The 13002-nt window shown below is 43.0% G+C and carries 10 protein-coding genes; 8 read left to right on the top strand and 2 right to left on the bottom strand.

Translation table 11 applies throughout. The features are described from left to right. The first annotated feature begins 10 nt into the window (after positions 1-10). Positions 11-988 (top strand): ring-cleaving dioxygenase, encoded by a 978-nt coding sequence (locus tag CFK37_RS00275; protein ID WP_089060028.1) that lies wholly within the window; start codon positions 11-13, stop codon positions 986-988. Positions 989-1000: 12 nt separating this feature from the next. After that, positions 1001-1447 carry a MarR family winged helix-turn-helix transcriptional regulator gene (locus tag CFK37_RS00270; RefSeq protein ID WP_089060027.1) on the top strand — a complete coding sequence of 149 codons (447 nt, stop codon included), beginning with the start codon at positions 1001-1003 and terminating at the stop codon, positions 1445-1447. Between the two features lie 306 nt (positions 1448-1753). Here CFK37_RS00270 and CFK37_RS00260 read toward each other — a convergent pair whose 3' ends face one another. Then, positions 1754-2920: an MFS transporter gene (locus tag CFK37_RS00260; RefSeq protein ID WP_089060025.1), complete on the bottom strand. Its 1167-nt coding sequence runs from the start codon at positions 2918-2920 to the stop codon at positions 1754-1756. 132 nt (positions 2921-3052) lie between these two features. Here CFK37_RS00260 and CFK37_RS00255 point away from each other — a divergent pair, with 132 nt between their 5' ends. The 4 genes from CFK37_RS00255 (at position 3053) to CFK37_RS00240 (ending at position 8423) form a co-directional block, all read left to right on the top strand. Further along, positions 3053-3811 (top strand): TrmB family transcriptional regulator, encoded by a 759-nt coding sequence (locus CFK37_RS00255; RefSeq protein WP_089060024.1) that lies wholly within the window; start codon positions 3053-3055, stop codon positions 3809-3811. A gap of 184 nt (positions 3812-3995) precedes the next feature. Then, complete coding sequence (locus tag CFK37_RS00250; protein ID WP_089060023.1) at positions 3996-5516, top strand: BCCT family transporter; 1521 nt, start codon at positions 3996-3998, stop codon at positions 5514-5516. A 136-nt stretch (positions 5517-5652) separates the two neighbouring features. Further along, entirely contained in the window at positions 5653-6360 is a 708-nt protein-coding gene (locus tag CFK37_RS00245; protein ID WP_089060022.1) for a TetR/AcrR family transcriptional regulator, read from the top strand. Between the two features lie 11 nt (positions 6361-6371). Further along, positions 6372-8423 (top strand): CocE/NonD family hydrolase, encoded by a 2052-nt coding sequence (locus CFK37_RS00240; RefSeq protein WP_157724912.1) that lies wholly within the window; start codon positions 6372-6374, stop codon positions 8421-8423. Between the two features lie 947 nt (positions 8424-9370). On the opposite strand, the gene CFK37_RS00235 is transcribed toward CFK37_RS00240, so the two are convergent. Continuing rightward, the gene (locus CFK37_RS00235) at positions 9371-11575 is read right to left on the bottom strand and encodes an MMPL family transporter (RefSeq protein WP_089060021.1); all 2205 of its coding nucleotides are present in this window, start codon (positions 11573-11575) and stop codon (positions 9371-9373) included. Between the two features lie 122 nt (positions 11576-11697). On the opposite strand from CFK37_RS00235, the gene CFK37_RS00230 reads away from it, so the two are divergent. Together CFK37_RS00230 and CFK37_RS00225 are read left to right on the top strand one after the other, a co-directional pair. Continuing rightward, complete coding sequence (locus CFK37_RS00230) at positions 11698-12321, top strand: TetR/AcrR family transcriptional regulator (RefSeq protein ID WP_245837277.1); 624 nt, start codon at positions 11698-11700, stop codon at positions 12319-12321. Between the two features lie 317 nt (positions 12322-12638). Beyond that, positions 12639-12959, top strand: coding sequence for a DUF378 domain-containing protein (locus CFK37_RS00225; RefSeq protein ID WP_089060020.1), 321 nt, complete (start codon positions 12639-12641; stop codon positions 12957-12959). Positions 12960-13002 lie beyond the last annotated feature (43 nt).

The following is a 13002-nucleotide window of genomic DNA, read 5'->3' as shown; positions in this document are numbered from 1 at the left end:
GGCGGATAGAATGAATGGTTTGAAGGGTATTCATCATGTTACGGCAATTACGAGCAGTGCGGAAAAGAACTATGAATTTTTCACATATATATTAGGAATGCGGTTAGTTAAGAAAACAGTGAACCAGGACGATATTAAAACGTATCATTTATTTTTTGCTGATGATGCAGGCAGTCCGGGTACTGACATGACATTCTTTGATTTCCCTGGTATCCCAAAAGGTGTTCATGGCACCAATGAAATTGCCAAAACATCCTTCCGTGTTCCAAGTGACGCGGCACTGGATTACTGGGTGAAACGATTTGACCGGCTGGAAGTGAAGCATACTGGAATTAGGGAACAGTTTGGCAAAAAGACATTATCTTTTGTTGACTTTGACGACCAGAATTACCAGTTGATTTCCGATGAAAATAATAAAGGTGTCGCAGCCGGTACACCGTGGCAAAATGGACCAATCCCATTGGAATATGCAATTACCGGGCTTGGGCCAATATTTGTACGGATTGCTAATTTCGATTATTTTAAAGAAATGATGGAAAAGGTTCTCGAGTTTAAGGAGATCGCCAAAGAAGATTCCTTCCATTTATTCGAAGTTGGAGAGGGTGGAAACGGGGCACAGGTCGTGGTAGAATACAATGCAATTCTTCCGCAGGCACGCCAGGGATTCGGTACTGTTCATCATACCGCATTTCGTGTGGAAGACCGTTCCGTATTGGAAGAGTGGATTAACCGAATGGAGAGCTTCCAGTTCCGCACTTCCGGCTATGTGAACCGCCACTTTTTCGAGTCGTTATATGTCAATGTGGCACCACAAATTTTATTCGAGTTCGCAACGGATGGTCCAGGATTTATGGGCGATGAACCATATGAAACCCTCGGAGAAAAATTATCATTGCCACCAATGCTGGAACCAAAACGGGAACAGATTGAGGAATATGTGCGTCCGATTGATACCGTACGAAGCACCATTGATTTCAAAAAAGAATAGGGATTGATAATCATGAATCCAATCAGTAAAAACAGTGCAAATTCATTAAAACTATTTGTTGTTCTAACCCGCGCACTGCAGTCGATTGAGAAACAGGTCACTAAGGATATCAAAAGCCACGGCCTGAATTTAACGGAGTTCTCCGTACTGGAGCTGTTATACCATAAGGGGGAACAGCCAATCCAGCGAATCGGGCAAAAAATATTGCTCGCGAGCAGCAGCATCACGTATGTGGTGGATAAATTAGAGAAGAAAGAATATCTGGGGCGGAAGGCATGCCCAAATGATCGCCGCGTCACATATGCATCAATAACGGAGAAAGGGTCCAAGTTAATGGACGATATTTTTCCCAAGCATATTGAAGCGATGGATGAAATTCTCGCTGGCCTCGATTCTGATGAAAAAGAAAACATGATCGAGCAGTTGAAAAAGTTAGGTTATCACGCACAGGATTTATAAAAGTAAGGAGGCTGTCCCATTGTAAGGGGACAGCCTCCTTTCCTTTTGCTTGATAGGTTTTTGGTGATAGCATCCACCGTATTCAGGTTTGGGCGATATAACTCTGATATGGCTGATATAATTCAAAAATGGCCGATAAAATCCGAATATGGCAGTTAAATTTCAAAAATGGCTGATAAATTTCCAGAACGGCCGATAAAATCCAAAAACGGCTGATAAAAGCACAGAATGGCCGATATCCCCGATTTTTTGAGATAGGATGATCAAAAGGTAACAGTTTTTGGCCACCAAGCCCAGCACCAAGCACTATTTCCTAGAAGGCAGTAAAACACCACTGCCTTGTCTTGCCATCGATAGCACTACCGTGACAAGGGCCAGGATAATAAACATGCCGCCAACAGTTGGATTTTGGGTAACGGACGCTTGTTCAATTACAACGCCGCCAATCAAGGAGCCAAAGGCAATTCCGAAATGGAGTGCGGAATTGTTCAGGCTTTGCTGGATATCGGAGGTCTCAGGAGACGCTTCGATCAGATAGCTTTGCATTGCCGGTGTGATTGCCCAGCTCAACATGCTCCAAATGACCATTACAAACAGGAATAGTGGAAAGGCGAATGTAGTGTATGGAATAGTAAAAATTGCCAGCCCGAACACAACAGTTACTGCTAGAATGGTAGATTTTGTGCCGAATCGATCGGCCATCATGCCGCCAAGCCCGCCGCCAGCTACAGCCGCAACTCCGAATATCAGGTACACCACACTTACCCATGTTCCGTTCAGTCCCATTGTCATTTTTAAAAAGGGGGTCAAGTATGCGTAAAGGGTTAAATGCCCAGCCAAAAATAGAAACGTAGTCAATTGGGCGAATAGTATTCTGCGATTTTTCAAGGTACGTAATTGCTGTATGAGTGGGATGGAGGGCTTAGGCTCAATTTTTCCCATAAAGAAGTACACACAGGTCAATGAAAGTAGCGTTAACACCGTGATCATGATGAATGGTGTGCGCCAGCCAAAGGCATTTCCGAGCATCAATCCAACCGGGACACCTAGCACAAGTGAGGCGCTGACCCCCATAAAGACTACGCCGATCGCCCGGGCGCGGTATTTCTCGGTTACAATGTTTGACGCAATCGTTACACATAATACCACGAGCAGGGAACCGCTGGCAGCTGAAATAATACGCGCGATCAACAGCATGCTATACGTTCCACTGAACACGGCAAGGATATTCCCTGCCAGAAACACAATTAAAGTTAGTAACGTCAGGCGCTTTCGTTCTACTTTTGCTGTTAACGACAATAGGATTGGGGCCGCTATGGCAAATACAAGTGAGTAAATGGTAATGAGAAATCCTGCCTGTCCAAGGCTTATCGCCAAATCTGTTGCAACTAAATCCAATATGCCACCTATAATTAATTCAACCATCCCGACCACGAATGAGACAATTGTTAACAAATATACACGTTTATCCATCTTTCTTTCTCCTCCCGATAAAAGTTACTACTATAATAGTAACTTTTATTAAAGGGCGATGCAAGAAGAATTTTTAACCGACTTGAAATGTGCTAAGATGATAGTAACTAATTAATCAAGGAGATAAAAATCGTGCTGCAAAAATTTGGATTTTCTAAATATGAAAGCCAGGTATACGAATCGCTTATCACCGTCGATACCCCGTTAGATGCAACGACAATCGTGAAGCGGTCCGGGGTTCCGCGGGCAAAAGTATATGAAGTCATTCATCGCTTGATCGATAAAGGGATGATTTTAGAAACAACGGTTGAAAAAAAGCGGCTTTATACCGCTTTGCCGCTTGAATCTGCTATTAAAAAACTGACTGCCGATTTTAATACAAAAGTGGAAGAGCTGCGACATACACCAATTAAACAAACACCCAAAGATGATCGGGTCTGGACACTGCGGGATGATCAATCGATTCAATCTTTATTGGAAAATTTGCTTGAGCAGGCGCAGGAGTCTATTATCATTTCTGGATGGGCTGATGATTTAACGGCCTATCTGCCAACCTTAGAAGAAAAACATGAAGCAGGCATTGCGGTTACCATTCATGTGATCGGTGCAATTGATACAATAATTCCTTCCGTCTCCACGCTGATTCCGGATTTCAACCACGACACACTTGAGCGCAGCCGGATGCTGATTGTGGATGAACAGGAAATTCTGTTCGCTGGGGTGGAGGAAACAACGTGGCAAGCAATCCGAACCCAGTCACGTTCCCTGGTCAAGTTTTTTACTGAGTTTTTCTATCATGATGTTGCATTAACTGAAATTACGCGGAAGTATCAGGACACGATTATGGAAGATAAGGAAATTCGGGACGTTTTGTTGAAGTTGAGGTACTAGTTGATAATGAGACTGACAAAATAAATAATTCAAAAGGACGATTATGCCCCGGTATAATCGTCCTTTTATATGTCTATCCAACATTTTTCTGTTTGACAGATCCAATTATTCTGTTAATATGAACATGTTAATTAAAAGAACGCGTTCACGAAAACGAATTGAAATGGAGGTATGTAAACAACATATGAATACTAAAATTGATAAAACAATTTTTTGGCCGGCGATTTCTCTGGTAGTTATTGTAACTTTATTGCTGGTATTATTCAGAGAATCTGCTGCACCAGTACTACAAGACATGATGACAGGCATAACCTATCGATTGGATTGGGCTTTTGAATTCTTAACTATTGGGTTATTTGTCATTTTAATATGGTTGATGGTTGGGCGTTACGGAAGGGTGAAGCTTGGCGACAAGGATGACAAACCAGAGTTTTCCCGGTTTAGCTGGGGCGGCATGCTTTTCTGTGCAAGCATGGGGACAAGCATTATGTTCTGGTCGATTGTGGAACCACTTTACTATTACACTGGCCCGCCATTTGGCATCGAGGGTGAATCGACAGAAGCAGCTGAATTTGCGGTTACCTATGGTTTGTTTCATTGGGGATTATCTGCCTGGGCTTTGTATGCGTTACCAGCAGTAGTGATGGCATATAGTTTCTTTGTCCGCAAAAAACGTACACTGCGGATAAGTGCAGCTTGCAGTGGAGTCTTAGGAAAGCACGCGGATGGATTTTTAGGTGAAGCAATTGATGTGTTAGTTATCTGGAGCATGATTGGAGGACTTGGAACATCGCTGGGTCTTGGTGTACCAATGGTGTCGGCGGTGATCAGTAATTTATTAGGAATAGAGCCCTCTCTATTTTTAAATATTGTAATCATCATAATATGGACTGTAATCTTTAGCTCCAGTGCTTATCTCGGCTTATATAAAGGGATTCGCCGATTAAGTGATTGGAATGTTTATATGGCATTAGGACTAGCCTTATTTGTTATTATTGTGGGTCCAACTTTATTTATTTTATCTTATTTCACTAATAGTTTTGGACTGATGCTGGATAACTTTATGAAAATGAGTTTGTATACTGATCCAATTTCAAAAGGTGGATTCCCTCAAACATGGACAGTATTCTACTGGGCTTGGTTTGCTGCAACTGCACCATTTATCGGTATATTTGTTGCACGAATTTCAAAGGGAAGAAGCATCAGGGAACTTGTCTTTAATGTATTAATGTGGGGGTCAGTAGGCAGCTGGTTATACTTTGGTGTATTTGGCGGTTACGCAATGGACCTGCAGCTTAGCGGAAAGGTGAATTTGGTTGAAATTTTATCGGAACAAAGTGAGCAATCTGTTATTGTTGCCGTATTAAATTCGCTGCCATTACCAATTGTTGTTTCGGTATTCTTTGTTATTCTCGGCTTTATTTTCTTAGCGACATCACTTGATTCAGCAAGCTATGTTATTGCCAGTGTGGCATCGAAGGATTTAGGCAGGAATGCGGAGCCAGCACGTTGGCACAGTTTACTATGGGGTGCTGTATTATCAGCATTGTCTATCAGCTTAATGGTTGTTGGCGGATTGGAAGTTGTTCAAACATCCTCTGTTCTAGTGTCAATTCCAGTGCTAATTATGTATATTTTATTATCGCTTTCACTTATAAAATGGTTGAAACAAGATGAACGTATTCATAATTATGTTAAAAAGTAGTATCATCTCAGGGTATGTTGATACGAATTTCTTACACTTTAAGAAATCTTTATCGGTATAAAGTATAAAAAAATCTATGACTTTCGCCAGTAGTTCATGGTGACAAGCCAAGATTTTCTAAAAAGGATGTGTACGTATGCAAGCTGGAAGAAAAGAAATACAACGGGAGCGCATGTGGCGTTACTTCTTGAATGCTGCAACAGAGGTTATTGAAACGGAAGGTATAGAGAATGTCACAATCCGAAAAATAGCGGACAAAGCAGGCTATACAAGTTCCACTGCTTACAACTATTTTAAAGATTTATCCCATTTAAAATTTTTTGCAGCGATGCGTTTTACGAAAGATTATATAGAGGAATTGCCGCATTATATAGAAAAAGGGACGAACACGGTGGAAAAGTGGCTGTATTCCTGGGAATGTTTCTGTAAACACTCCTTCACGCAACCGCAAATTTACGCAGGAATCTTCATTAATAATTTAGGCATTGTCCCGGAAGAAATGCTGGAAAGTTATTATAAAATCTATAAAGAAGAATTGCTTGGCTTACCTGAACAAATTAAGTCTATTATTATGGAACAGTCCTTTTCGAAACGAAGTATCCTTTATATTCAAGATGCTGTCGGTGAAGGCTTTATTAACCAGAACGATGTGGAGTTTATTGCTGATTCCACGTTATTAATCTGGAAAGGTATGATGACAACCTTTATGAACCAGCGCAGAAATTACACCGTTGAAGAGGCTTATGAACGAGCACTTTATTATGTGCATGAGAGTGTAATGAAGGTGGTTATACCTGAAAAACGAAAAGAGGTTCATTTTAAACCAAACATAAATGAAAACTAGAGGTGACAGAATTGGTATTCAATGTTAGAGATTCAGAAAGACGAACAATTAAAACGGAGTTTCCTAGAGAAACAAGGAAGCTGGACCATGTCTGGATTCCGATGTCTGACGGTTCAAGGTTAGCTGCCACAATCTGGCTGCCAAAGGATGCGGAAGAGAATCCGGTACCTGCTATTTTGGAATATATTCCGTACCGTAAAAATGATTTTACAGCTATACGGGATTCCATCAGACACCCGTACTTTGCGGGGCATGGCTATGCGAGTATTCGTGTCGATATAAGAGGTTCCGGTGACTCCGATGGTATTTTAGTAGATGAATACCTGAAGCAGGAACAAGATGATGCACTTGAGGTATTGGATTGGATAGGTAAACAGCCTTGGTCTACCGGTTCCGTCGGCATGATTGGCAAGTCATGGGGAGGATTTAGCAGTTTACAGGTAGCTGCCAGGCAGCATCCAGCCCTGAAAACAATTATTACGTTATGTTCGACAGATGACCGCTATGCGGATGATGTTCACTATAAAGGTGGAACGCTTTTATCATCGGATATGCTATGGTGGGCATCCACGATGTTTGCTTATAATGCGAGGCCCCAGGACCCTGAAGTTGTTGGGGAAAGCTGGAGGGATAATTGGTTAGACAGGTTGGAAAATACACCGCCCAATGTGGAGGAATGGGTGAAACATCAGCGCAGGGACGGATATTGGAAACATGGGTCCATTTGTGAAGATTATTCAGATGTTAAAATTCCAGTATTTGCTGTTAGTGGCTGGCAGGATGGCTATACAAATGCAGTGTTTCGACTGCTTGAAAATTTGCCAAATGAGAGCAAGGGGTTAATTGGACCTTGGGCGCATGAATATCCGGAAGTTGCCACCCCTGAGCCGGCAATTGGTTTCTTGCAAGAAGCATTGCGCTGGTGGGATCAATGGTTAAAAGGAATCGATACTGGTATCATGGACGAGCCTAAATTAACTTCGTGGATTCAGGATAGTGAATTACCTAAGGTGCAATATACCGAAAGACCCGGCAGGTGGGTTGCTGATCATGCCTGGCCATCGACTAACGTCAGTGGGACTTCACTTTGGCTAGCCGACGGGAAGTTAATGAATGGAGCGAAAGCATCAGGGGAAAGTACAATCCCAAGCGTCCAGGAACATGGTTACTATGCGGGAGTATTTTGCCCATTTGGTCAGCCTGGCGATTTACCATCTGATCAGCGTCTGGAAAATGGAAAATCGGTTGTATTTACCTCCGACCCATTGCAGGAAACGGTCGAGCTATTGGGTCATCCAGTTCTCAATGCTGAATTGTCATCAGATCAGGAACGTGCACTGTTAGCTGTGCGATTATCTGATAAAGCGCCAACAGGGGAATCGACTTTAATAAGCTGGGGTGTACTGAATTTAACTCATAGAAATTCTCATGAACACCCTGAACCATTAGAACCTGGGGAAAAATATAAAGTCTCTATTCAACTTGATGCATTAGGTCAACAATTGCCTGCGGGACATCAGCTGGAGGTGGCCTTATCACCGACGTATTGGCCACAGGCATGGCCCTCGCCAAAGCCCGTTTCATTAAAACTTTATCAGGGAGAGGATACACATCTTTCTTTGCCAGTCAGAACGCCTCATCGTGATGATGATTCTTGCGGCAATTTTGAAAATCCGGAAACTGCCCAGGTGATTGGCAAAGATATTATCCGGGAAGGGGAGCGAACCAGAAATCTGACCCATGATTTAATTACGAATAGCTGGAAACTGGAGGATTTTTCTGATGAAGGTGAAAGAATACTTCACACGAATGGTTTGCAGCACGGGAGCATGAACAAAAACACGTATACGATAAAGGGTGATGATCCGTTATCTGCACGTGTCAATTGTGAATGGGAATTGACTATAGGAAGAGATGAATGGCAAACGAAGTTAAAAACCTTTAGTGAGATGACCAGTGATGCGACATGCTTTTATTTGACTAACACGATGACAGCTTTCGAAAGTGATAAGGAAATTTTTCATAAAACATGGAAGAAGGAAATTCCGAGGGATTTCGTTTAACAATTTTGTGAGGCTGGGATATAAAATGTTTGACTCAAAGACGAACAATCACAGGATAGACAGTTTAAAACGTTACTTTTTCAATGGTCGGACCTAATACGCAGTTGATAAAAAATGCGACGTATTCTAATAATCATGTTTGGTGGTCCAGCGACCGCTACGGAAAAACACTGCGCTTTCCGTGGGCAGCTGATGAGCCTCCTCGAGCTTACGCTCTCCGGGGTCTCATCAAGGCTTCTGCTCCCACAGGAGTCTCCGTATTTTTCCTTCGCTAGGTTTGAGTGCACCTATAATGTCATAACATCGATTCTTCATTCTTCAATAAATGTAACTGCGAGTAGTAGTCGATCCCTGCTTAGATAATAGGCATAGATGGGACTCCGGAAGCATAAGAAGGGCACTGAAAAAGTGGTGGATTTTTAAAAATTTAGTTTTTCACCTTTACCTAGCATCTTGAATATACGGAGACTCCTCGAAAAAGAAAAGCACTTTTTCTTCGTGCGATGGCTATTCAGGGAAGCTTTCCTTGTCCTGCGGGAAGTGAGAGATCGGCGAGACCCCGGAGGACGGCAGTTAATGAAGCCCGACTAAAACCGCCCTTTGCGGGCAACGTCGGCTACCCCTTGCCTGGGCAAGGAGACTCGCCACTCGCCCTAAGGTGCGCGCAGTATATTCAAGATGCGATGATAGATCCACCTATTTGTGTATTAACTATACCTTTTTCAGTGCCCTCAGCGTAAGCTCGAGTAGGCCATGATAGCGCAGTGTTTTTTAAGCAGCGATGGATTTATACTCCTATAGTTATGCCGCAGTTTATGGACAATTCGCAGTGATGTTTACAAAAACAGCCAAGAAAAATATCCGAACTAATCCGAATTCTAATTAAAGAATTTGGAATCATAGTTCGGATTTCTTTATGACTGAATTACTTTTGTCTCAGCCTCTTCCTATTTCTCTTTCCAAAGTTTCCCGGGCCAAAATGCAAATCTGCCGAGCACTGTTGTGATGGCGGGGACCAGTAATGGCCTGACAATAAAGGTGTCTAGTAATACGCCGATTGCGGTTACCGCACCGAATTGAACGAGCACCTGAATCGGCATAACGGCCAATACAGAAAATGTTCCAGCTAGAATCAGCCCGGCTGAACTGATAACGCCACTTGTCTGGCCGACGCCTTCAGCGATTGCTTCTTTCATAGGCATATGCTTACGGTTTTTCCAAATGCTTGAAACCATGAAGATATTGTAGTCTTCACCGAGTGCCACCAGAAAGACAAAGGCATAAAGTGGAATCAGACCCTGCATGGCAGGTGCGTCGAATCCATAATGAATCAATAGCCAGCCTAATCCAAGTGCAGAAAGATAGGACAGGACGACTGTGATTAACAGATACAGCATGGCGACAATCGAGCGCAGGTATGCAAGCAACAATGCTGCAATGATGACCAGGACAACAGGAATAATCAGGTTCTGATCCTCGCTGGTAACTTCCTCCGTATCGTACAGTGTTGCTGATTCACCGCCGATCCAGACGTGATCGGCAGCGTCCTGTATGCCTTTAGCTTTCAGGTTATTGACAACAGAGTCTTTTATGGCTGGTATTTGACTAATAGCTTCTGTTGAATAAGGATCAATTGCCAGTGTGAGCTCGTAAGCCTGGTAATCTGCATTCTTTACGCCAGTTCTTGGGTCACTGATTTTTTCAATTTCATCACGGGACGCGAGATCATCCTGCAAGGAGACTTCCTTGCCTTCCGTATCGACAATGACCTGAACCGGTGCTATTTTACCTGGTGGGTAATGGTCGGCGATAATGGTATATCCTTCGCGCGACGGCATGTCTTCCGGGAATGAATCAAGCAGTCCATATGTTAGTTGTATTTTAGGGACAACAAGTGCGAGCCCGCCAAGAAAAATGGTACAAATGATAATAATCGGCCATGGTTTTTCGGTAACCAGCCGACCAACCGCTTTGCTGAATTTGCTGCGTGTTTTTGGATGACGAACTGGCTTTCCTTTCTTTTTTTCCAATTCCTGTGCCATTTTCTCGGTACGGGGAATAAAAGGAAAGAATGCTACTCTGCCAAGCATTGCTAATATCGAAGGCAGGAAGGTCAGGACAGCAATTCCCATCATAAATATAGCTAGACTGAACGGTACCGCAAAGCGATCATAGGACGCATATTGCGCGAGTGATAGCGTAAGTAGACCGAGTACAGTGGTTGCGGCACTCATCATAATCGCACTGCCTGAATGGGCAATTGCCTTTTGCAGTGCAGTATATTTATTTGCCTCAAGCTGCAGTTCATCCCTGTACCGGGAAATCAAGAATAGACAGTAATCGGTACCCGCCCCGAACAGTAGCACTGTCATAATCGAAATTGCCTGTGCGTCAACCTCAATCCAGCCTTGACTGGCCATAAAGCCAAGCAACGGGCTGATCAATCCGTAAGCGATGCCCACGCTGATTAATGGAACAACAGCCAGGATCGGGGAACGGTATAGGACGATTAATAATACCAGCACAAGCAGGACAGTCGTGACTAGCAGGGTAATGTCCGCCTGGCTGAACAATTCAGTAGCGTCGGTCTGAATGCCAACCGGTCCGGTAAATCGGACGTGCAGCCCATTGCTTGAGATTTTTCCATTAAACGGATTGTCGGCTGCGACCGTGGTTACTCGTTTCTTTAACGCATCCAAAGACTGCTGGAGCGTGTCTGTTGAAGTTCCTTTTTCAAAAAATACCGGTGTTGTCAGTGCAGCACCATCACTTGATGCAGATTTCTGCAATGCTTTAACAGGAATATTGCCAAAGTCCGGCACTAATGATTGCTTATCCAGTGGCTCCTGTTGCAGCTTTTGATAGACGGACTGTACAGCTTGATAATCAGATTCAGTTAACCCGCCGTCCCGGTACCATACCATCAATAAGGGGACACCGGTGTCCGTGGGAAATTGTTCCTCCATTAATTTCGACGCCTGAACGGACATCGCGTCATCTGGTAACAAATTGGTCGAAGCAGTTTCTTCGCTGTTTACCTGGGGCCAGATCGAAGACAGTATGCCAATCACTAGAATCCAGATTATTAGTGTTGCGAAGCGGCTTTTGGAACCAGCCACGGTCTTTCCCCATTTTCTTAACAAATTGTTCATCCAATCTTCCTCTCTCGTTGCTCTGTTTTTAATTATATATACTGGTTAGTTAATTATCAACAGTTTGCACTGCAAAATTGTGTTATAATACAAATGAAACAAGCGATAAGGAGAGAATCAGCGTGAAGGAAAAACAGAATCGTGCGCTAGGCAGGCCACGTTTAAGTGAGCAGAAACAGCCAACAAAAGAAATAATCCTTAAGGCGGCCTCTCGTCTTTTTTTAGATAACAGCTATCCAAATGTTTCCGTCGACGATGTTGCGAACTACTGCAATGTAACGAAAGCAACCGTTTACTATTATTATGCGAGCAAGGCGGAATTATTTACTGAAACAATGGTCCAGATGATGGAACGGATTCGTGAAAAAATGCAAGTCATGCTGCAGGAGAACCTCCCATTGCGCGTACGCCTATTAAAGGTGACCAAAGCGCATTTGCAGGCGACAGTTAATATTGATTTGGAAGGCATTATGCGCGGAACAAAAGATACATTATCGGCAGAACAGATGAAAAGAATGCAGCAGGCAGAAATGGAAATGTATCAAGCGATTGAAGATGCATTTGTAGAGGCCATGGACGCCGGCGAGATTGCCAAGGTAAATCCTGTTTTTGCAACCCAGGCATATTTGGCCTTATTGAAAGTCGGCAACCATAAGACTGCGGATAATCAGGGGATTTTCCCGACTGTTGATGAAACAGCGGAACAAATAATTCATTTGTTCTGGCACGGTATTTTTTCCAATTGACAAACGAAGCATGACTTTATCCGGTCAGCTTCGTTAAAAATGAAGTATTTCGTACTTGCCCCGGCCGGGCAAATGATCTTTAATACGGTCGAATCATAACTTAAACAACCTCTTGTTCCCCGTTTGTATATCTATATTTCCAATTATGAACCTCGTTTTTAGGACTTAATGAAAAAAGAATATTTTTCGGCAATTGTCACTTTCATAACATAACTTTTCATCATCTTTTTGACCGGGAGTAAATTTGAATACCGTATGAAAAACGGTGGATATGCAAAAGCTAAGTTAGGCATCGATGAGGAGGAGGTGGATGGAACATGACAACATTAAAACGAATTGCTTTAACCTTAGTTATTATTGGTGCAGTAAACTGGGGATTAATTGGCTTCTTCCAGTTTGACCTTGTTTCAGCGATTTTTGGTGGGCAAGATGCGGCATTATCACGTGTAATCTACAGTCTTGTTGGAATAAGTGGTCTATTTTGTCTAGCAATATTATTTGATCCAATGACCGACACGGACGAGGACACGGGAAGCGGGACAGTCCGTACAAATAATGTTAATTATGGAACAGAGTTTAGTGAAGAAACCGACCTGACACGTGTTAAAGAAGATAATCCTGAAGATAAAAACGAATAGGCTTTACCGGAAGAATAGGGAAGTCAGCTGCATGCTGGCTTTT

The organism is Virgibacillus phasianinus (assembly GCF_002216775.1).
GTDB classification, from domain to species: Bacteria; Bacillota; Bacilli; order Bacillales; family Amphibacillaceae; genus Virgibacillus_F; species Virgibacillus_F phasianinus.
Note: the sequence above shows the minus strand (reverse complement) of the source record. Positions and strands in the feature narration are given on the sequence as shown.

Excerpts from the sequence above, each read along its gene's own strand:
- CFK37_RS00245 (WP_089060022.1), top strand. The coding sequence starts at position 5,653 with ATGCAAGCTGGAAGAAAAGAAATACAACGGGAGCGCATGTGGCGTTAC.
- CFK37_RS00235 (WP_089060021.1), bottom strand. The coding sequence starts at position 11,575 with ATGAACAATTTGTTAAGAAAATGGGGAAAGACCGTGGCTGGTTCCAAA.
- CFK37_RS00250 (WP_089060023.1), top strand. The coding sequence starts at position 3,996 with ATGAATACTAAAATTGATAAAACAATTTTTTGGCCGGCGATTTCTCTG.
- CFK37_RS00270 (WP_089060027.1), top strand. The coding sequence starts at position 1,001 with ATGAATCCAATCAGTAAAAACAGTGCAAATTCATTAAAACTATTTGTT.
- CFK37_RS00260 (WP_089060025.1), bottom strand. The coding sequence starts at position 2,920 with ATGGATAAACGTGTATATTTGTTAACAATTGTCTCATTCGTGGTCGGG.
- CFK37_RS00275 (WP_089060028.1), top strand. The coding sequence starts at position 11 with ATGAATGGTTTGAAGGGTATTCATCATGTTACGGCAATTACGAGCAGT.
- CFK37_RS00225 (WP_089060020.1), top strand. The coding sequence starts at position 12,639 with ATGACAACATTAAAACGAATTGCTTTAACCTTAGTTATTATTGGTGCA.